Annotated in this window: 20 protein-coding genes; 8 read left to right on the forward strand and 12 right to left on the reverse strand. The window is 72.7% G+C overall.

Translation table 11 applies throughout. The annotated features are described in order from the left end of the window. Positions 1-33 precede the first annotated feature (33 nt). Both ACZ619_RS31640 and ACZ619_RS31645 read right to left on the reverse strand, forming a co-directional pair. Positions 34-1,452 (reverse strand): HEAT repeat domain-containing protein, encoded by a 1,419-nt coding sequence (locus ACZ619_RS31640; RefSeq protein WP_469606192.1) that lies wholly within the window; start codon positions 1,450-1,452, stop codon positions 34-36. 301 nt (positions 1,453-1,753) lie between these two features. Beyond that, positions 1,754-2,146 (reverse strand): ankyrin repeat domain-containing protein, encoded by a 393-nt coding sequence (locus tag ACZ619_RS31645; RefSeq protein WP_469606194.1) that lies wholly within the window; start codon positions 2,144-2,146, stop codon positions 1,754-1,756. A gap of 341 nt (positions 2,147-2,487) precedes the next feature. Here ACZ619_RS31645 and ACZ619_RS31650 point away from each other — a divergent pair, with 341 nt between their 5' ends. Continuing rightward, positions 2,488-2,682, forward strand: coding sequence for a hypothetical protein (locus ACZ619_RS31650; RefSeq protein WP_469606195.1), 195 nt, complete (start codon positions 2,488-2,490; stop codon positions 2,680-2,682). A 37-nt stretch (positions 2,683-2,719) separates the two neighbouring features. Further along, positions 2,720-4,273, forward strand: a complete 1,554-nt coding sequence (locus ACZ619_RS31655) for a hypothetical protein (protein ID WP_469606197.1) — start codon at positions 2,720-2,722, stop codon at positions 4,271-4,273. 104 nt (positions 4,274-4,377) lie between these two features. Here the strand turns inward: ACZ619_RS31655 and ACZ619_RS31660 are convergent, their stop codons facing one another. Further along, a complete protein-coding gene (locus tag ACZ619_RS31660) occupies positions 4,378-5,880 on the reverse strand; it encodes an SCO1417 family PLP biosynthesis transcription factor (RefSeq protein ID WP_469606199.1) in 1,503 nt (500 codons plus the stop codon). A 101-nt stretch (positions 5,881-5,981) separates the two neighbouring features. Between ACZ619_RS31660 and yczE the strand changes: the two genes are divergently transcribed. The 4 genes from yczE to ACZ619_RS31680 all read left to right on the forward strand — a co-directional run bounded on the left by yczE (position 5,982) and on the right by ACZ619_RS31680 (position 9,446). After that, complete coding sequence (gene yczE, locus ACZ619_RS31665; RefSeq protein WP_469606202.1) at positions 5,982-6,635, forward strand: membrane protein YczE; 654 nt, start codon at positions 5,982-5,984, stop codon at positions 6,633-6,635. Continuing rightward, complete coding sequence (locus ACZ619_RS31670) at positions 6,632-7,399, forward strand: glycerophosphodiester phosphodiesterase (protein WP_469606204.1); 768 nt, start codon at positions 6,632-6,634, stop codon at positions 7,397-7,399. Before yczE ends, ACZ619_RS31670 begins: the two co-directional genes overlap by 4 nt. A gap of 57 nt (positions 7,400-7,456) precedes the next feature. Then, positions 7,457-8,803, forward strand: a complete 1,347-nt coding sequence (locus tag ACZ619_RS31675) for an MFS transporter (protein WP_469606205.1) — start codon at positions 7,457-7,459, stop codon at positions 8,801-8,803. 268 nt (positions 8,804-9,071) lie between these two features. Next, the gene (locus ACZ619_RS31680; RefSeq protein WP_010046329.1) at positions 9,072-9,446 is read left to right on the forward strand and encodes an RNA polymerase-binding protein RbpA; all 375 of its coding nucleotides are present in this window, start codon (positions 9,072-9,074) and stop codon (positions 9,444-9,446) included. 105 nt (positions 9,447-9,551) lie between these two features. On the opposite strand, the gene fxsA is transcribed toward ACZ619_RS31680, so the two are convergent. The 4 genes from fxsA to ACZ619_RS31700 form a co-directional block, all read right to left on the reverse strand. After that, entirely contained in the window at positions 9,552-10,115 is a 564-nt protein-coding gene (fxsA, locus tag ACZ619_RS31685; RefSeq protein ID WP_469606208.1) for an FxsA family membrane protein, read from the reverse strand. Positions 10,116-10,228: 113 nt separating this feature from the next. Continuing rightward, on the reverse strand, positions 10,229-11,026 hold the full coding sequence (locus ACZ619_RS31690; protein ID WP_469606211.1) for a polyprenol monophosphomannose synthase: 798 nt from the start codon (positions 11,024-11,026) through the stop codon (positions 10,229-10,231). A gap of 607 nt (positions 11,027-11,633) precedes the next feature. After that, a complete protein-coding gene (locus tag ACZ619_RS31695; protein ID WP_469606213.1) occupies positions 11,634-13,256 on the reverse strand; it encodes an amidohydrolase in 1,623 nt (540 codons plus the stop codon). 76 nt (positions 13,257-13,332) lie between these two features. Continuing rightward, entirely contained in the window at positions 13,333-13,773 is a 441-nt protein-coding gene (locus tag ACZ619_RS31700) for an Lrp/AsnC family transcriptional regulator (RefSeq protein WP_121888443.1), read from the reverse strand. Between the two features lie 266 nt (positions 13,774-14,039). Between ACZ619_RS31700 and ACZ619_RS31705 the strand changes: the two genes are divergently transcribed. Then, positions 14,040-14,498 (forward strand): hypothetical protein, encoded by a 459-nt coding sequence (locus ACZ619_RS31705; protein ID WP_469606216.1) that lies wholly within the window; start codon positions 14,040-14,042, stop codon positions 14,496-14,498. Between the two features lies 1 nt (position 14,499). Here ACZ619_RS31705 and ACZ619_RS31710 read toward each other — a convergent pair whose 3' ends face one another. Both ACZ619_RS31710 and ACZ619_RS31715 read right to left on the reverse strand, forming a co-directional pair. Continuing rightward, complete coding sequence (locus tag ACZ619_RS31710) at positions 14,500-15,603, reverse strand: phosphotransferase family protein (RefSeq protein ID WP_469606219.1); 1,104 nt, start codon at positions 15,601-15,603, stop codon at positions 14,500-14,502. 11 nt (positions 15,604-15,614) lie between these two features. After that, positions 15,615-16,712, reverse strand: a complete 1,098-nt coding sequence (locus tag ACZ619_RS31715; RefSeq protein WP_469606221.1) for an Rv3169 family protein — start codon at positions 16,710-16,712, stop codon at positions 15,615-15,617. Positions 16,713-16,858: 146 nt separating this feature from the next. Here ACZ619_RS31715 and ACZ619_RS31720 point away from each other — a divergent pair, with 146 nt between their 5' ends. Beyond that, the gene (locus tag ACZ619_RS31720; RefSeq protein ID WP_469606223.1) at positions 16,859-17,101 is read left to right on the forward strand and encodes a hypothetical protein; all 243 of its coding nucleotides are present in this window, start codon (positions 16,859-16,861) and stop codon (positions 17,099-17,101) included. Here the strand turns inward: ACZ619_RS31720 and ACZ619_RS31725 are convergent. The 3 genes from ACZ619_RS31725 to ACZ619_RS31735 all read right to left on the reverse strand — a co-directional run bounded on the left by ACZ619_RS31725 (position 17,064) and on the right by ACZ619_RS31735 (position 19,462). Then, on the reverse strand, positions 17,064-18,236 hold the full coding sequence (locus ACZ619_RS31725) for an acyl-CoA dehydrogenase family protein (RefSeq protein WP_469606225.1): 1,173 nt from the start codon (positions 18,234-18,236) through the stop codon (positions 17,064-17,066). The two genes, ACZ619_RS31720 and ACZ619_RS31725, sit on opposite strands and share 38 nt — an antisense overlap. 360 nt (positions 18,237-18,596) lie before the next feature. Further along, positions 18,597-19,256 carry a TetR/AcrR family transcriptional regulator gene (locus ACZ619_RS31730; protein ID WP_469606227.1) on the reverse strand — a complete coding sequence of 220 codons (660 nt, stop codon included), beginning with the start codon at positions 19,254-19,256 and terminating at the stop codon, positions 18,597-18,599. 65 nt (positions 19,257-19,321) lie between these two features. Beyond that, complete coding sequence (locus ACZ619_RS31735; RefSeq protein WP_469606229.1) at positions 19,322-19,462, reverse strand: SCO1431 family membrane protein; 141 nt, start codon at positions 19,460-19,462, stop codon at positions 19,322-19,324. Between the last annotated feature and the right edge of the window lie 85 nt (positions 19,463-19,547).

Genomic DNA, 19,547 nt, shown 5'->3' on the forward strand with positions numbered 1-19,547 from the left:
CGCGGTGGTGCCGTGTTCCCCCGTGGTGATGTGTCACACGGCGGGTGTGTCCGGTCCGATGCGGCTGCGTACGGCCGTCTGGACCTCGGCCTCCTCGGCGGGGTCGGCGGCGAGCCGGCGGAGCTGTTCGACGACCCGGGCGTCACCGGTCTCGGCGTGCCGGGCGGCGATCTCGCGGGTGGTCTCCTCGCAGTCCCACAGGCATTCGACGGCGAATCCGGCGGCGAAGGAGGGGTCGGTGGCGGCCAGGGCGCGGGCGGCGCGGCCGCGGAGATGGGACGAGGCGGTCTCGCGGTAGACATGGCGCAGGACGGGGGCGGCGCAGACGATGCCGAGCCGTCCGGTGCCGTCGACGAGGGTCCAGAGCGTGGGCGCGTCGGGGCCTTCGCCGCGGACGGCTTCCCGCAGGGCCGCGAGGACCAGTTCGCTGTCGGCGGTTCCGCCGCGGCAGGCGAGCATCCGTCCGGCGGCGGCGCCCAGGGCGTCGGGCCGGCGGGCCCAGCCGCGGGCGCGGTCGACGGCGGCGATGCTGCGCATGCGTTCGAAGGCGTCGACGGCGGCCTCCACGACGGCGGACGTGCCGTCGGCCACCGCGGCCTCGATGAGGTTCAGCGCGTCGGGGTCGTTGCTGTCGGCCAGGTAGCGCAGGGCCGTGCAGCGGGCGCCGTCGGTGCCGTCCTTGGCGGCCTGGAGGATCTCCGGCCGGTCCTCGGGTCCGGCGACGGCGGCCAGGCAGCGGGCGGCCGGCACATGGAGGGCCGCGCCCCGCTCGACGCCCTGCTGGGCCCAGTCGAAGACGGCCTGCACGCTCCACCCGGGGCGGGGCCCGGTGGGCCGCATCTGCCGCTGCCAGCGGTCGAAGCAGCCGGCCTCCTGAGCGGCACGCACGCGCGTGGCGATCGGTTCGCGGGGGTCCTCGGCCCACAGCCGCCAGGGCCGCGGCTCGAAGGCGTCCCGTACGGCGGTGGCCAGTTCGGCCTCGCCCTCGGCGTCCGTGGCGAAGCGTGCGAGCACCGGGGCGGCGAGGGCGCGCAGGCCCGCGTCGTCGTCGCGCAGCGCGAGCTCGTCCAGGGCCCAGGCCCAGTTGGAGCCGGCGGCGGCGTACCTGCGCAGCAGTGCGAGCGCGTCCCGCCTGCCGTAGGAGGCGAGGTGCCCGAGCACGGCCAGCGCGAGGCCGGTGCGGGACTCCTCGGTGTCGAGGATGTCCTCGGTGTCGAAGAGGTGTGCCTCGATGGCGTCCAGCTCGCCGCTCAGGTCGAGGTAGAGGCGTGCGTAGTAGAGGGAGCGGTTCTCCACCTGCCAGTCGTGGCGTGGGTCGCGCAGCACACAGTGGTTCAGCGCCGCGAGCGCTTCGGCGCGCGGGGCGGTGAGCGCGTGCAGCGTGCCGTCGCCGCGGCCCCGCTGAAGCAGGCCGAGCAACGTACCGCTGGGCGCTATGACCGGATCGAACATGGGAAACAGCCTCACATCAAGCGTCGACGCAACCGGAGAACACGCACTACCTGGCCGCGTGACACAACGTCGGGGCGCCCGCCGTCTCTTGCTTGCTGTAGACCATCTCTCTCTGCCTCTCGTCCGTGGCCCATGCGGGCCGCATCACGGCCCGCGCGGTGCGGCAACACCTGCCCAGCCATCGCGTCCGTGAATCACGACGTCATGATGACCCGGCACTTCGACCTGCCGCGACCGAAATTTCGGCGGCCCTGTACCGCCTCCCCCGTTTTGTGTGTTTTAGCTGGTCAGAACAGATGGTTCAGTTGGTGCCGAACAGTTCCAGAAGTTCCGTCTTGCCGAACATCCGCGCGGTGTCGACGGCCGACGGGGTGCCCGCGGCCGGGTCGGCCCCGGCATCCACGAGCGCTTTGATCACGTCCGTCTCGCCCTTGAAGACCGCCCCGGCGAGCGGGGTCTGGCCCCGGTCGTTGACGCGGTCGGCCTCGGCGCCCCGGGCGAGCAGCTCGCGCACCGCCTCGGCGTGGCCGTGGTAGGCGGCGAGCATCACCAGGGAGTCGCCGCGGTCGTTGGTGAGGTTGGCCGGAACGCCCGCGTCGAGGTACGCCACGAGTGCCTCGGTCCGCCCCTGCCGGGCCAGATCGAAGATCTTGGTCGCCAGCTCCACGACCTCGGGGTCGGGGGCTTCGCTCATCGTCCGGACCGCCTCTCTGTGTGCCGCGGGGACTTCCGTGGACTCGGGGAGCGTACGGCAACGGGCGGGCCGCGGGACCGTACGAGTGAATCGTCAGCGTACTGGCTCGGGGGTGCACATGACCGGATCCGCCCGAGGTAAAGATCACCGCAGTCCCGATCGAAGATCACCCCGACCCTGCCGAACGGCCGCCGACCTGGCCGTACGGGGTCCGGAATGATCCACCAACCGAGTGAAATCTTCCGAATTTCACTCAGTTGCACCTTTTATCGTATGGATACATGCTGTGATGCTGGAACCACTCATGGTGACTGTCCCCCTTCGACACCAGGAGACCTCAAATGATTCTCTCCATGTCAGGCGTCGTCCTGCTCGGCATCATCGTCTTCCTCTTCTTCCGCAAGGACGGGCTGAAGGCGTCCCACGCCACCGTCTCGGCGCTCTTCGGCTTCTACCTCGCCAGTACGGCCATCGCGCCGAGCATCAAGGCGGGCGGCGAGAGCCTCGCCAGCCTGCTCGGCGGCATCAAGTTCTGACGCCCCTCCCGCCCGTACGCACCGTCAGGAGACAGCAGTGGCCCGGCGCCCTCTCCCTCTCATTCTGAGCAACGGCAGCGCGCAGCTCGCCCGGAGCCGGGAGCTGGCCCGGACGGCTGCCGACAGCGCCACCGACGTCCTGCATCCGCTCATCACCGTCTCGCGCGGGCTGCGCCTGCTGGCCTCGGCCGGCCGGCGCAGATGGGCGGAGACCCCCAAGGACAAACGTGGGCCGCTGTTGTTCCTGGTGGCCTCGATCGTCCTGGTCGTGGCCCTGGTGCCGTACGGGCCGCTGCTCGCCGTCATCACCCTGATGGCGGCGGCGGCCTGGCACGGCCGCGAGCACACCCCACCCCCGCCGGAGGGCCCCGACGAGTCGCAGACCCAGCGGCTCCAGTCCCTGTACGAGGCCCTGGTGCCGTACTTCTCGGCCGCCGAGGACCCGGCGCCGCTGTACGCACACGGCGGGGAGTGGGACAAGGTGTTCCTCGCCCACGAGTTCGACGACGCGGGCCGCGTCGGACAGCTCGCGCTCCGCTACCCCGCCTACTTCCCGGACGGCGAGCCCGAGGCCCGGGCCCGCATCGAGCAGCTGCTCACCGCGAAGTCGGGCCGGGGCCGCGAGTACCACTTCGCCTGGGACGAGGAGGGGAACCAGCTCACGGTGACCGTCCTCGCCCCGCTCCCCACCGACATCGCCGCCCAGCGCTTCGTCACCGCGCCGGGCGAGACGGTCCTCGGCTTCACCGATCCCACCGAGGTCCAGCGCACGCTCCCCCTCGCGTACGGCGAGGAGCGGCGTGACGTACCGCCGGTCGTCTGGCGCACCGGCATCCGCTCCACCGAGCCGCACCTGCTGGTCATGGGCCGCCCGGGCAGCGGCACCTCGACCCTGCTGCGCTCCGTCGCCCTCCAGTCCCTCCAGTACGGCGACGTCCTGGTCGTCGAGGGCGGCGGCACCGGCGAGTACGCGTGCCTCTCCGGCCGGGACGGGGTCCTGGCCGTGGAGTGCGGGCTCACCGGGGCGCTGGCCAGCCTGGAGTGGGCGGCCCACGAGACGGAACGGCGGCTCGTCGCCCTCAGCCGGGCCCGGCAGGCGGGCCACCCGCCGCCGGACGACACCAGGCGCCCGCTGTGGATCCTGCTGGACCGCCCGAGCGCCCTCGCCCACCTGGCCGCGGCCGACGGCCACCGGGACCCGCAGTCCCACCTCCAGATCCCCCTGCGGCACGGCCGCGCGGCGAACGTCACCGTGGTGGTCGCCGAACACCTCGACAGCGCGGACGCGCTGAGCGAGGCCGTGCTCCAGCACACCCGCGCGCGGGTCGTGCTCGGGCCGGCGCTGCCGCAGGAGCTGGAGGCCGTGCTGGGGGCCCCGCCGCACACGAGTCCGCCGGGCCTGCTGCCGCCCGGGCGCGGGTACGCCCGGCTCGGTCACGGGCCGGTCCTGCGGCTCCAGGTCCCGGCCACGCCGGATCCCTACGACGAGGCGGCGAGCGACGCGGACCGACAGGCGGTGCTGGAACTGCTGCCGCCGAGCAGCCGACCGGTGGAGGCGGTACCGGTCGAGGCCGCCGTGGCGGAGGGCTGAGCGGAGGGCCGAGACGACGGGCGGGCGCCACCACTCCCGCCCACGGCCGTAGGACCGCGGCCATAGGACCGCGGCCGGACGATCGCGGCCGGACGGCCGCGGTCCTACGCCACGAAGGTCCGCGGTGACTCGCCGCCCCCTGCGGACGCCCCCGACTCCACCAGCCGCGCCGCCGCGGCCAGCCGCACCGCGGCCTCCTGCGCCACCGCTCCCCCCACGGTGAACGGCAGCCGTACGTACCCCTCGAAGGCTCCGTCGACGCCGAACCGCGGACCGGACGGGACCCGGACCCCCACCCGCTCCCCCACCTCCGCCAGCCGCGACCCGGACAGGCCCCCGGCGCGCACCCACAGCGTCAGGCCGCCCTTCGGCACCTCGAACTCCCACTCCGGCAGCTCCCGCCGTACCGCCGCCAGCAGGTCGTCACGGTTCTCGCGGGCCTGCGCCCGGCGCAGTTCGACGGCCTGTTCCCAGCCGCCGGTGCTGAACAGCCAGTTCACCGCGAGCTGCTCCAGCACCGGCGTCCCCAGGTCCGCGTAGGCCCGCGCGGCGACCAGGCTGCGGATCACGTCGGGAGCCGCCCGCACCCAGCCGATGCGCATGCCCGCCCAGAAGGCCTTGCTGGCCGAGCCGACGGTGACGACGGTCGAGCCCGCCGGGTCGAAGCCGCACACCGGGCGCGGCATCTCCACGTCGTCGTCCAGCCACAGCTCGCTCATCGTCTCGTCGGCGACCAGCACCGTGCCGGCCGAGCGGGCCGCGTCCACCAGCCGGCGCCGCTGGTCCTCGTCGGCGAGCGCCCCGGTGGGGTTGTGGAAGTCGGCGACGACGTAGGCGATCCGGGGAGCGGCCTCCCGCAGGACCTGGCGCCAGCGGTCCATGTCCCAGCCCGACAGCCCCTCGGCCATCGCGACGGGCACGAGCCGGGCGCCGGCCTCCCGCATCAGCTGGAGGATGTTGGCGTACGAGGGCGACTCGACGGCGATGCGCTCGCCGCGTCCGCCGAACAGGTGGCAGATCGCGTCGATCGCGCCCATCGCCCCCGTGGTGACCATGATCTGCTCGGGCATGGTGGGGATCCCGCGCGCGGTGTAGCGCTCCGCGATCATCGTGCGCAGCACCGGGAGACCGGCCGGGTAGTCCCCGTGGGTGTGGGCGTACGGCGCCAGTTCCTCCAGGGCGCCCTGCACCGCGCGGGTCAGCCACGGCTCGGGGGCGGGCAGGGCCGCGCAGCCCAGGTCGATCAGCGAGCCGAGGGCCTCGGGCGGCAGCGGTTCGAGTCCGCGGGCGGGGAGCGGGTTGCCCGCCGGGACGGCCGTCCAGGAGCCGGCGCCCCGCCGGGACTCCAGGAACCCCTCCGCGCGCAGCGCCTCGTACGCCGCCGCCACGGTCGTACGGCTGACGGACAGGGCGAGCGCCAGTTCGCGTTCGGCGGGCAGCCGGGCGGCGACCGGGACGCGGCCCTCCAGGACCAGCAGCCGGACGCCGTCGGCGAGGGCACGGTAGGCGGGCGGACGCCGGGTGCCGGGGCCGGCCGGGCGGTCCTGCTGCGAGCTGAGCAGCCGGGCGAGCTGTGCGGCACCCACTGCCGAGGTCCACTGCGCCATGAGAATCAGTCCACCTTCCCCGAATTGGCCATGGATGGCTTTTCCTCTCAAGCCACAGAGTGGCACGAGTCAGGCCACTTTCTCCACCAGGGGGGTACCTCTTGTCCACGCAAGGCCGTCTCGGGCGACGGTTGGTCCAGCTCTACGCGGGGCTCGCGCTGTACGGCGCGAGTTCCGGTCTGCTCATCGGGGCGGGCCTCGGCCTGGAGCCCTGGAACGTGCTGAACCAGGGCCTCGCCGAGCTCACCGGGTTCAGCATCGGCACGGTGTCGATCGTCGTCGGCGCCGCCGTACTGCTGTTCTGGATCCCGCTGCGCCAGCGTCCGGGCCTCGGGACGGTGTCCAACGTCTTCGCCGTCGGCCTCGCCATGGACGGCACGCTCGCCCTGCTGCCCGAGACGGACGCGCTCGCCGTCCGGATCCCGCTGATGGTGGCGGGCGTCGTGCTCAACGGGGCGGCGACCGGCCTGTACATAGCGGCGAGCTTCGGGCCGGGGCCCCGGGACGGGCTGATGACGGGGCTGCACCGCCGTACCGGCCGGTCGATCCGGCTGATCCGGACGGCGATCGAGGTCGCGGTGGTCGTCACCGGATGCGCGCTCGGCGGCACCATCGGCGTCGGCACCCTGCTCTACGCGGTGGCCATCGGGCCGCTCGCGCAGCTGTTCCTCCGGGTGTTCGCCGTCCCGTCGGCATCCGACGGCAGCACGGTCGTTGCCAAGGGGTCATCGGCGCGGGCCATACTGCGTTCGTGAGCACGCCGACACGCCACCCGTACCTGGACCACCCCGGCCCCATCGCCTTCGCCCACCGCGGCGGGGCCGCGGACGGCCTGGAGAACACCGTGGCGCAGTTCCGCCGCGCGGTCGCACTCGGCTACCGGTACATCGAGACCGATGTGCACGCGACGGCGGACGGCCGGCTCGTCGCCTTCCACGACGACACCCTGGACCGGGTCACCGACGGCGCTGGCCGGATCGGCGACCTGCCGTGGGACGACATACGGCACGCGCGCGTGGCGGGCCGGGAGCCGCTGCCCCTCTTCGAGGAGCTGCTGGAGGAGTTCCCGGACGTCCGCTGGAACGTGGACGCCAAGGCGGAACCGGCACTGCGGCCGCTGCTGGACCTGATCGACCGGACGGACTCCTACGACCGGGTGTGCGTGGGGTCGTTCTCGGAGGCCCGGGTGCTGCGGGCGCAGCGCATCGCGGGGCCGCGCCTGGCGACCTCGTTCGGCACCCGCGGGGTGGTCGGGCTGCGGCTGCGCTCCTGGGGGCTGCCCGCCTCGGTGCGCCGGTCGGCGGTCGCCGCCCAGGTGCCCGAGTCCCAGTCGGGGGTCCCGGTGGTGGACCGGCGCTTCGTGCGCGCCGCCCACGCGCGCGGGCTGCACGTGCACGTGTGGACCGTCAACGAACCGGATCGGATGCACCGGCTCCTGGACCTGGGTGTCGATGGCATCATGACCGATCACATCGACACGTTGCGCGAGGTCATGACGGACCGGGGCGTCTGGGTCTGAGACCTCCACGGCCGCGCCCGCGCGCACGGCACTTCTGCGGGAAGGCGAGGGCACGGGGTGGGCACCGAGACCGTGCGGACGGAGGCCTTGGACGAGGCCGCCGGGCTGCGGCGCGAACAGCGCGGCTGGTACTTCTACGACTGGGCGTGCTCGGTCTACTCGACGAGCGTCCTCACCGTGTTCCTGGGGCCCTATCTGACCTCGGTCGCCGACAACGCGGCCGACGCGGGCGGCTATGTGCACCCGCTCGGCATACCGGTCCGCGCGGGCTCCTTCTTCGCCTACTCGGTCTCCCTGTCGGTGATCGTGGCGGTCGTGCTGATGCCCCTGGTGGGCAGCGCGGCCGACCGCACCGGGCGCAAGAAGCCCCTGCTCGCGGTGGCCGCGTACGTCGGGGCCCTGGCGACCACGGGCATGTTCTTCCTGGACGGCGACCGCTATCTGCTCGGCGGGCTGCTGCTGATCGTGGCGAACGCCGCGCAGTCGGTCGGCATGATGCTCTACAACTCCTACCTCCCGCAGATCGCCCCGCCCGAGGAGCGCGACGCGGTCTCCTCCCGGGGCTGGGCCTTCGGCTACGCGGCCGGCTCCACGGTGCTGGTGGCGAACCTGGTCCTCTACTCGGCCCACGACTCCTTCGGCCTCTCGGAGACGGAGGCGATCCGCGTCTGCCTGGCCGCGGCGGGGCTGTGGTGGGGCGCATTCACCCTCGTACCGCTGCGGCGGCTGCGCGACCGGGGCGGCCGGACCGGCGAGGCGACGGCACCGGGGCTGCGTCAGCTCATGGCGACCGTGCGGGACATGCGCCGGCATCCGCTGACGCTCTCGTTCCTGCTGGCGTACCTGATCTACAACGACGGCATCCAGACCGTGATCTCCCAGGCCTCCGTCTACGGCTCCGAGGAGCTCGGGCTCGGCCAGTCGACGCTCATCGGGGCGGTCCTGCTGGTGCAGGTGCTGGCCGTGGCGGGCGCCCTGGGGATGGGGCGGCTGGCGAGGACGTACGGGGCGAAGCGGACGATCCTGGGGTCGCTGGTGGCGTGGACGGTGACGCTGGCGGCGGGGTACTTCCTGCCGGCCGGGGCGCCGGTGTGGTTCTTCGTGCTCGCCTCCGGTATCGGTCTCGTCCTCGGCGGCAGCCAGGCGCTGTCCCGCTCCCTGTTCTCGCACCTGGTGCCGCCGGGGAAAGAAGCCGAGTACTTCTCCGCGTACGAGATGAGCGATCGGGGGATGAGCTGGCTGGGACCGTTGCTGTTCGGCGTGACCTACCAGCTGACCGGAAGTTATCGATCCGCGATCATCTCGCTGGTGGTGTTCTTCGTCATCGGGTTCGTGCTGCTCGCACGGGTACCGGTGCGGCGGGCGATCGACGCGGCGGGCAACCCGGTCCCGCGGAAGATCTAGCCAGAAGATTTAGCGTTCAACGCGAAAGGGCGGTAGTGTACGCGTTTGGCCTGCCAGGCGTACCGTTACTGCGCGTCAAAGATGCCGAAACGCTGGGTGACATCTGCTAGCAGATGTGACAAACCGGGCGCCGGTGGGTACAACAAGGGGCGGCTACGACGGCGACGCATGACCCGGAACGGGAATCTTTACCGCCGACCGGACGTTGACCGGATGACGACGACAGCGACACCTGTCCTGTGGGCGACAAGCCCGGGAGGCACGATTCATGAGTGAGCGAGCTCTTCGCGGTACGCGCCTCGTGGTGACCAGCTACGAGACGGACCGCGGTATCGACCTGGCTCCGCGCCAGGCCGTGGAGTACGCATGCGAGAAGGGGCATCGCTTTGAGATGCCCTTCTCGGTCGAGGCGGAGATCCCGCCGGAGTGGGAGTGCAAGGTCTGCGGGGCCCAGGCACTCCTCGTGGACGGCGACGGCCCTGAAGAGAAGAAGGCCAAGCCCGCGCGTACGCACTGGGACATGCTGATGGAACGACGCACCCGCGAGGAGCTCGAAGAGGTCCTCGAGGAGCGTCTGGCGGTTCTGCGATCCGGAGCGATGAACATCGCGATTCATCCCCGGGACAGCCGTAAGTCCGCGTAGTTCCGCACCGCGGGAAGTCGGCACAAATAACCGAGGGCGCCGTACGTCTCCACGTACGGCGCCCTCGGTTCTGCGCTGTCCGCTCGCGCGGTCGGCGTGCGGCGGTCACCGCGTGAGCGGCGGCCGCTCCCCGGTCGGCTCCTCGCCCGGTCGCGGGCCCTCGTCCCGGATCACCTGGCCCTGGACCACCTTGCCGTCGGGCCGGTGCATGCGGGCCTGCTGGAAGGCGTTGCCCAGGGTGCCGGGGGCGGCGGTGCGGAGCTTGCGGTCGAGGGTGCGCTCGGCGAGCCGGGAGACCGCCTTCTGGACCGGCGGCAGCAGGAGCAGCAGTCCCAGGGCGTCGGAGACCAGCCCGGGGATCATCAGGAGCAGGCCGCCCAGCATCATCAGGCCGTTGCCGCCGCCGCTCTCCGGGGAGCCGCCGCGCTGGATCGCCTCGTTGAGGCTCCTGAAGGCACGGCGCCCGGCCCGCTTGATGACCACGGCACCGGCGACGAAGCCCGCCACCAGCAGCAGGAACACGGTCACGCCCCCGGCCGCACCCGCGACCACCGTCAGCAGCCAGATCTCCAGCACCAGCCAGAGGGCGACGCCCAGCGGCAGGTATCTGGCGAGCCGGGAGCGCCGGGGCCGGGTGGTGTACGGAGGGGTCTGCGCGCCAGTCGTCATGCACCCAGTGTGCCTGGGCCCGGCTCAGTGCGGGATAAGGGGATGATCAACCGGATCTGTGGGTTCTCCGGGCGCCGCCTGTGACGGCTGTGCGCGCCGTGAGCCCGGCTCCGCTAGGACGACGGCCTGTCCTTGCCGGTGATCTTGCCCACCCGCTCGGTGACGCCCCACGAGGCGACCCGCCAGAACGCCTCCACCACGATGCCACGGTTCATCTTGGACTCACCGAACTCACGCTCCACGAACGTGATGGGCACCTCGACGACATGGAAGCCGGCCTTGATCGCGCGGCGGGCCAGGTCGACCTGGAAGCAGTAGCCCTGCGAGGCGACCTCGTCGAGGCCGAGGCCCTCCAGGGTCTCGCGGCGGAAGGCGCGGTAGCCGCCGGTGATGTCGCGGAGCGGGAGGTCCAGGGCGAGCCGGGAGTACAGGGAACCGCCGCGGGAGATGAACTCACGGGACTTCGGCCAGTTGACGACCCGGCCGCCGGGCACCCAGCGGGAGCCGAGCACCAGGTCGGCGCCCTTGAGCGCGGTCAGCAGGCGGGGCAGTTCCTCGGGCTGGTGGGAGCCGTCGGCGTCCATCTCGATGAGCACGCCGTAGCCGTTGTCGATGCCCCAGCGGAAGCCTGCGAGGTAGGCGGCCCCGAGGCCCTCCTTGCCCTTGCGGTGCAGCACCTGGACGTGGTCGTCCTCGACGGCCAGTTCGTCGGCGAGCTTGCCCGTGCCGTCGGGGCTGTTGTCGTCCGCCACCAGAACGTGCGCCTCGGGGACGGCCTGGCGCACCCGGCCGACGATGGACTTGATGTTCTCCGCCTCGTTGTAGGTCGGAATGATCACCAAGGCCGTGCCGAGCGGGCCGAACCGCCTCCCCTGGGCTTTTGCCGCGAGGGTACCGTCGCCGTCGTTCACTGCTGCCCCTTCATGTCGTACGCAGGGGACCACCATAGTGGCCGCGGCCTGCGCTGACGTGACAGCTCATTCGTATGGTGGTGTCGATTCCGCAAGAACGGGGTAAGGATGCCCGTTTCGGGTGGCCGCCATCCGTGCTTTCGCCACCGTGTTCCCCCGATCCGCTCCCCCGTTCTACGGATGGGGGCCCGGCGCCCTTCGGGCCGACCTGGGACCCGCCGGCTGCGGGTCGACCGAAAGGCCGTTGTCTACTGAGCGTCCGGGCCCCACCCGGGTCACACCTCCCGACCGGCCGGAACGTTCCCTCGTCGGCGCGGGCGCTGAGCCTGGCTCCCAGTGGCGGTGCCCCGGTGCGGCACACCGTCCCTGACCCAGCGGCGCTGCGACGAGTGCGCGAACTGCTCCCCGGTCGGGCGTCCGGTGGTGGACTCCGCCGAACCTACCGGCCCGCTGCCGCTGGCTGTCAACAGCCGTTTGACCTGCGGAAACAGACTCTAACCGCTGGTCAGCCCGGAGGATGCGCAGGTCGCGCGACGGAACGGCGGCCGACGATCACGGCCGCGCCACCCCCGGAGATCACTCGCCCGGCCGTACGAATCAGGTCCGGTCACTCGCCCGGCCGTACGAAGACCGTTCGGCCGCCCACCACCGTGCGCAGACAGACCGGCAGGTCGCGGCCGGGGGTCAGGTCGGGCAGGCCCGGGGTGCCGGAGCGGGGGTCGGTGGACCAGCGGGCCACCCGGTCGTCGGGGGCCTGCACGACGAGTTCCTCGGTGCGCCAGACGGCGTAGTCGGCGGGCGCGCCGGGCACCAGGACACCGGCGTCGTCCCGGCCGATCGCCCGCCAGCCGCCGCGGGTGTGCGCGGTGAAGGCGGCGCGGACCGAGATCCGGTGCCCGGGCGTGCGGTGGAAGGCGGCGGCGCGCACGGTCCCCCAGGGGTCGAGCGGGGTGACCGGGCTGTCCGAGCCGAAGGCGAGCGGGACGCCTGCCTTGAGGAGGGCCGCGTAGGGGTTGAGGGTGCGGGCCCGCGCGGCGCCGAGCCGCTGGGCGTACATGCCGTCCTCGCCGCCCCACAGCGCGTCGAAGGCGGGCTGCACGGAGGCGATCAGGCCGAGTTCGGCGAAGGCGGCGATGTGCTCGGGGGTGAGCATCTCGGCGTGCTCGACGCGGTGCCGGGCGGCGCGGACGCGGGCGAGTCCGACCTTCTCGGCGGCGGTGCGCACGCCCTCGACCACGGCGGTCACGGCCGCGTCGCCGATGGCGTGGAAGCCCGCCTGGATCCCGGCCTCGGTGCAGGAGGTGACATGGGCGGCGACGGCGTCCGCGTCCAGGTAGGCGGCGCCGGTGTGGACCGCGTCGGCGTAGGGCTCGTGCAGGCAGGCGGTGTGGGAGCCGAGGGCGCCGTCCACGAAGAGGTCGCCGGCGGCGCCGAGCGCGCCCAGCTCACGTGCCTTGCCGGCGTCCTCCTGCGCCCAGTAGCCGACCACCCGGGGGCCCGTGGCGTCGGCCGCGAGCCGCAGCAGTGCGGTGAAGTCGTCCTCGGAGGAGATCTTCGGGCCGCCGCACTCGTGCACGGTGCCGATGCCGAGGGAGGCCGCGTGCGCGAGGGCGGTGCGCTGGGCCTCGGTGCGCTGGGCCGGCGTCACGGCCGCGAACGCGGCGGCGCGCACGGCGTGGTGCGCGTCGCCGGTGAGCGGCGCGTCCGGCGCGTCCGGCTTGTCCGTCCGGGGCACCGCGCCCGGGGCCAGGTCCAGCAGGGCCGTGGTGACCACCGCCGAGTGGACGTCGATGCGGGAGAGGTAGAGGGGGCGGCCGCCGGTGGCCGCGTCCAGCTCGGCCCGGTTCGGCGGGCGGTCGCCGGGCCAGCGGGAGGCGTCCCAGCCGTGCCCGAGCAGGACCCGGTCCCCGGGCCGGGCGGCGGCGAAGTCCCGGACCAGCGCGAGGGCCGCGTCCAGCGAGGTCGCCGCCGACAGGTCGAGGCCGGTCAGCGCGAGCCCGGTGGACGTGGTGTGGACATGGGCGTCCGTGAACGCGGGGGTGACCAGGGCGCCGTCCAGGTCGACGACCTCGTCGACGCCGTCCGCGAACGCGTCGGCGGCACCCTCGGACCCGACCCAGGCGACCTGGCCCCGCTCCACGACCATCGCGGTCGCGAACGGGTCGGCGGGGCTGTGCACCTCCCCGCGGCGGAGGAGGACGGTCCTGGGCTGGTCGGTGCGCTCACTCATGGGCACCAGTCTGGCGCCTCGCGCCCCTCGCTCCGCACGAGGGGCACCCCGAACGCGCCCCCGAGGGGCGCGGCGGTCAGATCCTCGGCGGCCGGGCCTCGTACGGCGTGGACAGCACCACCGTGGTCCGCGTCGAGACCCCCGCCAGCGTGCGCAGCCGCGCCAGCAGCTCCTCCAGCTCGTGCGGGGTCGCCACCCGCACCTTGAGGATGTAGTTCTCGTCACCGGCCACGCTGTGACAGGCCTCGATCTCGGGGACGCCGGCCAGGCGGTCCGCGATGTCGTCGGGGGCGCTGGGGTCGAACGGTTTCACCGAGATGAACGCCGTCATGGGCAGCCCGACTGCCTCGGGGTCGACGACCGCGGCATAGCCGCGGATGACACCACGCTGTTCCAGCCGGCGCACCCGCTGGTGCACGGCCGACGTGGAAAGACCCGTGGCCTTGCCCAGGTCCGTGTAGCTCATCCGCCCGTCCTTGACGAGCAGCTGCACGATTTGACGGTCCAGCTCCTCCATGGCGCAAAAACTACAGTGCGCTTGATCTCCTGGGATACCTCGGCGGCGCAGGTCATGGCCGGTTCGTGATGTGGCGCCGGGCGAGCCGTGCGCCACCTGGGGGACAAATCGACCGCACCGGGCACCTGCGGGCGGCATGTGACGAACGCCACACCCTCCGGACAGGGTCCGTGATGCGCTCGTGATTACCGCCGAGACCGGACGGGAAGTGCTTGCTGTGGTCGAGGCCGCAGCGCCTTACGGCCCAGCCCGAGGGGGAGTTACCCATGCAGAGTCTCAAGCGCCCTGGTCGTACCGTGCCCAAGCGCCCGCAGCTGGTCGTCGAGCCCGAGCCGGAGGGCGTCGAACCCGACCTCTACGAGGCCGAGGAACTGGACGCGTACGACACCTTCGAGATGTTCCGGGTGAACTGCCCGGACTGCTCCCAGTCCATCGCCCTGCTGGCGGACGAGGAGTTCCTGCCGGAGCACGCGCTGTGCGCCTCGCCGTGGAACCCGTTCGGCCTCACGGTCTGCGCGGGCACCGGCCTCGCGGCGGCCGACATCCGCGCCGCGGAGGAGGCGGAGGAGCCGCAGGAGCAGGAGATCGCCGTCGTGCTCACCCTGCCGCAGAGCCTGGACTGGCGGACCCAGCCCTTCTCGCACGTCGGCGGCCCGGGCTCACGCCCGATGCGCGTACCGGCGATGCGCCGCGGCGGCTATACCGCCGACCGCCAGGCCGCCTGAGTCACCGCACCGCGTCCCGGTAACCGCCCTGCACCATGGCGCGCAGACTGCCGTGGTGCAGGATCAGCGTGTCCGGGTCCGCCGGGACGGCGGCCTCACCGAAGTAGACCTGCCGGTAGGCGACGCGCAGCATGACGATCGCCTGCCGCAGGGCGGCGTACAGGATGTAGAAGTCCATGTCCCGCGGGGTGTGGCCGGTGAGGCGGGCGTAGCGTGCCTCGACGCGGTCGCGGCGCAGGAAGCCGGGCAGCCCCGGCTGTCCGCCGGCGGCCGTCAGGTCCTGGAAGAAGCGGTGCAGGTAGACGGTCCAGCCGAGGTCCACCTCGCGCGGGGCCGGTGCGGCCATCTCCCAGTCGAGGACGGCGACGGGGTCGAACCCGTCGTAGACGACGTTCCCGATGCGCGCGTCGCCCCAGTTGAGGACCGGGGCGCCGGGTTCACTGGGCCACAGTTGTCCGAGCCGGTCGAACGCGGCCTCGATGAGGGGCGAGCGGGCGAGTCCGTCCACCACCCATGCGTAGTAGGCGCGTTGGGACTCGACGTGCCGGCTCAGGGCGTCCCCGTTCCCGGGCAGCGCGAGGAACCCGGCTTCGGCCAGGGGGGCTTGGTCGTGCAGCCGGGCCAACAGGCCTACCGAGGCGGCTTCGAGGTGCTCGCGCTCGGCGTCGCCGGCCGCGTGCAGCCAGTTCCCCTCGTAGGTGTAGGGCATGACGTCGGGCGGGACGCGTCCCGCGACGCGCTCCATGACGAAGAAGGGCGCGCCGAGCGGTCCGGGGTCCTCCTCCAGCCACACCGCGCGGGGCACCGGCAGGTCCGTGTGCTCGGCGACGAGCCGCATGGTGCGGTACTGGCGGGTGAGGTCGTACGACGGGAAGACCGTGTACGCCGACGGGTCCGCCGCCAGTCTCAACACGCACTCCCGCAAAGGCGGTTCGGGATGCTCGATGTCGAACAGCAGGGTCTCGCTGGACATGCCGTTGGAGGCGGGGACCGTGACGTTCACGGCTCTCGCGCCGGGCAGCCGGGCGTCCAGCCAGGCGGTCAGCCGGCGGGTGAGGTCCTCCGGGTCGCGGGTGGTGGTGCGCGGGCGCGGTTTCGTGGTCATCCCGGTCTCCTTCAGGGCGCCACCGAGCCGAAGCCGGTGAAGCCGCTCGGATCGTGCCTGCCGAACGAGCCGTGCTCGAAGACGCCGTGCCCGACCTGCCCGCCGAGCCGGAACCGGGCCGCGTGGTCGGTGACTCCGTAGGCCGCCCGGGGGTGCGGCTCGCTCATGTCGTAGGTACGGCGGTCCACCCAGCCCCGGCCCTGCCAGGTGCCGTGCTGCCAGTCGTCCGCGGGCGGATAGCCGGCGCCGACCGCGAGGGGCGAGGAGGCGAGGATCTCCACCTCCAGCTCCTGGGGTTCGCGCGGGTCGCCCAGGTGGACGACGGCGCGGTCGGGGTGGCGGGTGCCGGAGCGGTAGCTGATCTCGGTCCGCGGCCAGCCGAGCTGGCGGTCGCGCCGGCCGGGGCGGACCAGGGTGGCGTCGTTCAGGGTGCGGTGGCCGTCGGCGTCCTCCTGGACGACGACCATCAGGAAGCGGTCCTCGAAGCGGACCGGGGACCAGATCCAGTGGAAGCCCTCCGTCGGGTGCGCCTCGGCGAGCCGTCCGCCCTCCTCCCCCGGGATCGGCCGCACACCCCAGCTGCGGTCCCGGGTGCCGGTCCAGCCGGCGGGGTCGACGCGGAACTCCTCGCCGCCGGCCCGGATCACCCCGGACACCCCGCCGGCCTGCACGAACCTGCGGCCCTCCAGGGTGAGCCGGTCGCCCCGGCGCTGGAGGTGGTGCGGCTCCCACAGGGCGGGGAAGCAGGCGGTCCAGGTCAGGTCGTAGGAGACCGAGTCGTCGCAGGTCAGGCGGAAGCGGCGGAGGGGTTCCTGGACCTCGATGCGCAGCGGGCCGACCGCGAGCCGCATCCGGTCCTCGCCCAGGGCGTCCGAGGCCCGGACCGCGTGCAGGGTGTCCCCGGTGCGCAGGGTGGCGTACGCGTCGATCACACCGGCGTTCGGGTAGACGCCGAGGCCGAGGATGAGCAGCGCGCGTCCGCCGTGGTCGAGGACGTGGAAGATGCAGCGGTCGTAGGCGTTGCGGTCCCCGGTGGCGACGTGCCGCATGGAGAGCGGGACCTGGTGCACGGGGTACTCGTCGAGCGGTACGGGACGGTCGTCGGCCACGGCAGGCCTCCCCGGAGGCTGGAGACGGTCCGGGTGACGGTACGTCAGATGGCGGGGAGAGGCCAGATCCCGGACCGGACGTCCACGAACTCACGCGCGATTGCGGCGATCGGTGACCAGGGCGGCCGCGCTCGCGTTGGCCAGGCATGACGACCACGTACACGACCCTCGGCCGTCAGCGCCGGATCTTCGTCCCCCTGCCCGCGGAACCGGTTCCGCCGCCCGTGCCGCACGATCCGCCCATCTACCGCGACCTGATGCGGGCCTGGGCCGACCGGGGCCGCACCCTGCCGGGCCGCCACGACCCGGAGTGGGTCAGGCTGGCGGCGCCGACGGTCTCCCGGGGGCAGTTCAGCGGCTTTCAGGCCCCGCCACATGACGGGCGATGACCATGCGCTGGATCTGGTTGGTGCCCTCGACGATCTGCAGGACCTTGGCCTCGCGCATGTAGCGCTCGGCCGGGAAGTCGGCGGTGTAGCCGTAGCCGCCGAGGATCTGGACGGCGTCGGTGGTCACCTTCATCGCGGTGTCGGTGCAGTGCAGCTTGGCCATGGCGGCCTGCTTGGCGAACGGCCGCCCGGCGTCCCGCAGCCGGGCCGCCGCCAGGTACAGGGCACGGCCGGCCTCGATCTGGGTGGCCATGTCGGCGATCATGAAGCGCAGGCCCTGGAAGTCGGAGACGGGGTGCCCGAACTGCCGGCGCCCGGCGGCGTAGGCGACGGCCTCGTCCAGGGCCGCCTGGGCGAGGCCGACCGCGCAGGCGGCGATGCCGAGCCGGCCGGAGTCCAGCGCGGACAGGGCGATGGCGAAGCCCTGGCCCTCCTCGCCGAGGCGCCGCCCGTCGGGGACCCGCACGCCGTCGAAGTGGACCTGCGCGGTGGGCGAGCCCTTCATCCCCATCTTCTTCTCGGGCACCGCGCCGCTCAGTCCGGCCGCGTCGCCCGGGACCAGGAAGGCGGTGATGCCGTGCGAGCCCTGGGCGCCGGTGCGGGCCATGACCGTGTAGAAGTCGGCGATGCCGCCGTGGGTGATCCACGCCTTGGTGCCGTCGATCACCCAGTCGTCGCCGTCGCGGACGGCCTTCGTGCGGAGCGAGGCCGCGTCGGAGCCGGAGGACGGCTCGGAGAGGCAGTAGGCGCCGAGCAGACCGCCGCCGAGCATCGCGGGCAGGTACTCGACCTGCTGTTCCTTGGTGCCGTAGGCGGCGAGCGCGTAGCTGGCGAGGGTGTGCACGCTGACGCCGAGGCCGACGGTGAGGCGGGCCGCGGCCAGTTCCTCCAGGACCTGGAGGTAGACCTCGTAGGGCTGGTCGCCACCGCCGTACTCGGCGTCGTAGGGCAGGCCGAGCAGGCCTGACGCGGACAGCAGCCTGAAGACCTCGCGCGGGAAGTGCCCGGCGTCCTCCTCCTCGGCCGCTTTCGGCGCGATCTCGCGCTGGGCGATGTCCCGGACGAGCGAGAGCAGCTCCCTCGCCTCGTCCGTGGGCAGTTGACGCTCCACCGGCTGCGGGGCGCGGTCGGACATGGCGTCGGTCTCCTCCCTGTCGGGCACCGGCGGTCGCGGCCCGTCGGGTGGGGGCGGCTCCGCCTTCGTTCGAGTGCGGCCGAGGTGGGCGACTCCGGGTCTCGGAAGCGGCTGACCTGCGGCTGCGCAGTGAGTATGCCCGATCAGGGACCTTCCGTCACCAGTTAACGACCGCTTACTTCGCTAATTCCAGGACAACATTCCGGCAGCGCGGAATCGGCCCGATCCGTTGACCCGACCGGCCCAGCCCTTTCAGGGCGCATGACCAACGCTTTACCGCGCCCATGCCGACCAGGGCCGTCGGACAGCCCCGGCGGGGGGCCTGGGGCGGGGTGCCACCAGACCGCCGCCCCTCGCGCGTCAGGTGTCGCGGCGGGCCGGGGCCGGGGCCGGATAGGAGGGGTCGAGTTCCTCGATGGCACGCATCGTGCCGCCGAGCGTCTTGACCAGCAGTTCGCGCATGACGTCGCGGGAGAGCCCGGGGCGGTCGATCCAGTCGAGGGTCGCGCCCTCGACGCTGCACAGCCAGGAGAGCAGCCCCATCCTGGCGAGCGGGGCGATGTCGGTACGGCCGTAGGCGCCCTCGGCGATGGTCGCGACGATCGCCTCGCGCACCCCGTCCCGGATGGCGTGCACCTCGGTGTCGAAGCCGACGCCGCCGCTGACGATGGTGCGGTAGGCGGCCTGGTGGTGCTCGGCGTAGCGCAGATAGCTGTCGATGGTGCGGTGGACCCGGTCGACCTGGGGCAGCTCCAGACCGCTCGCCGCGAAGGTGACCAGGTCGGCGACGGAGTCCTGGATGATCGCCAGGTAGTAGCCGCGCTTCGACTGGAAGTAGTAGTAGATCAGCCCTTTGGCGACATGCGCCTGCCTGGCGATGTCGTCCATGGAGAGCGCGTCGTACGAGGTGTCGGCGAACAACTTCCGCCCGATGGCGATGAGTTCGGCACGACGGGCCACGGAGCGCTCGGTGCCGCGCGCCCGGGGACGGGCAGCGGCACCTTGTTGACTACTATTCAAATCGGACCCTGGTCTCAACGGGCTGCGGGACATCCGCAGTATGTCAGCTCGGGTCGTGGGTCAGGTCACAGCAGCCCGAGTTGGGTGACCAGCATGGCGACGACCACGACAAGGGTCCAGCCCATGACGTGCTCCAGGACCTTCGGGCCGTCTTCCCGGGGGCCGCCGGTGCGGGCGCGGGCGGCGGTGGCGGAGTGTGCGGTCATGACGTCCACCATGCCATCGATTGCGGCTTTTGCGGCGGAGAGCTTGGTCACAGGACGGCGGCCCCGGGAGCGCCCCGGGGCCGCC

The organism is Streptomyces sp. NPDC104367, assembly GCF_055583825.1.

What these genes read in the sequence shown, in the direction of transcription:
- ACZ619_RS31700 (WP_121888443.1), bottom strand. Translation starts at nt 13,773, where the DNA reads ATGGAGGAGCTGGACCGTCAAATCGTGCAGCTGCTCGTCAAGGACGGG.
- ACZ619_RS31720 (WP_469606223.1), top strand. Translation starts at nt 16,859, where the DNA reads ATGACGACCACGTACACGACCCTCGGCCGTCAGCGCCGGATCTTCGTC.
- ACZ619_RS31640 (WP_469606192.1), bottom strand. Translation starts at nt 1,452, where the DNA reads ATGTTCGATCCGGTCATAGCGCCCAGCGGTACGTTGCTCGGCCTGCTT.
- ACZ619_RS31660 (WP_469606199.1), bottom strand. Translation starts at nt 5,880, where the DNA reads ATGGCGCAGTGGACCTCGGCAGTGGGTGCCGCACAGCTCGCCCGGCTG.
- ACZ619_RS31650 (WP_469606195.1), top strand. Translation starts at nt 2,488, where the DNA reads ATGATTCTCTCCATGTCAGGCGTCGTCCTGCTCGGCATCATCGTCTTC.
- ACZ619_RS31645 (WP_469606194.1), bottom strand. Translation starts at nt 2,146, where the DNA reads ATGAGCGAAGCCCCCGACCCCGAGGTCGTGGAGCTGGCGACCAAGATC.
- ACZ619_RS31735 (WP_469606229.1), bottom strand. Translation starts at nt 19,462, where the DNA reads ATGACCGCACACTCCGCCACCGCCGCCCGCGCCCGCACCGGCGGCCCC.
- ACZ619_RS31680 (WP_010046329.1), top strand. Translation starts at nt 9,072, where the DNA reads ATGAGTGAGCGAGCTCTTCGCGGTACGCGCCTCGTGGTGACCAGCTAC.
- fxsA (WP_469606208.1), bottom strand. Translation starts at nt 10,115, where the DNA reads ATGACGACTGGCGCGCAGACCCCTCCGTACACCACCCGGCCCCGGCGC.
- ACZ619_RS31695 (WP_469606213.1), bottom strand. Translation starts at nt 13,256, where the DNA reads ATGAGTGAGCGCACCGACCAGCCCAGGACCGTCCTCCTCCGCCGCGGG.
- ACZ619_RS31710 (WP_469606219.1), bottom strand. Translation starts at nt 15,603, where the DNA reads ATGACCACGAAACCGCGCCCGCGCACCACCACCCGCGACCCGGAGGAC.
- ACZ619_RS31725 (WP_469606225.1), bottom strand. Translation starts at nt 18,236, where the DNA reads ATGTCCGACCGCGCCCCGCAGCCGGTGGAGCGTCAACTGCCCACGGAC.
- ACZ619_RS31705 (WP_469606216.1), top strand. Translation starts at nt 14,040, where the DNA reads ATGCAGAGTCTCAAGCGCCCTGGTCGTACCGTGCCCAAGCGCCCGCAG.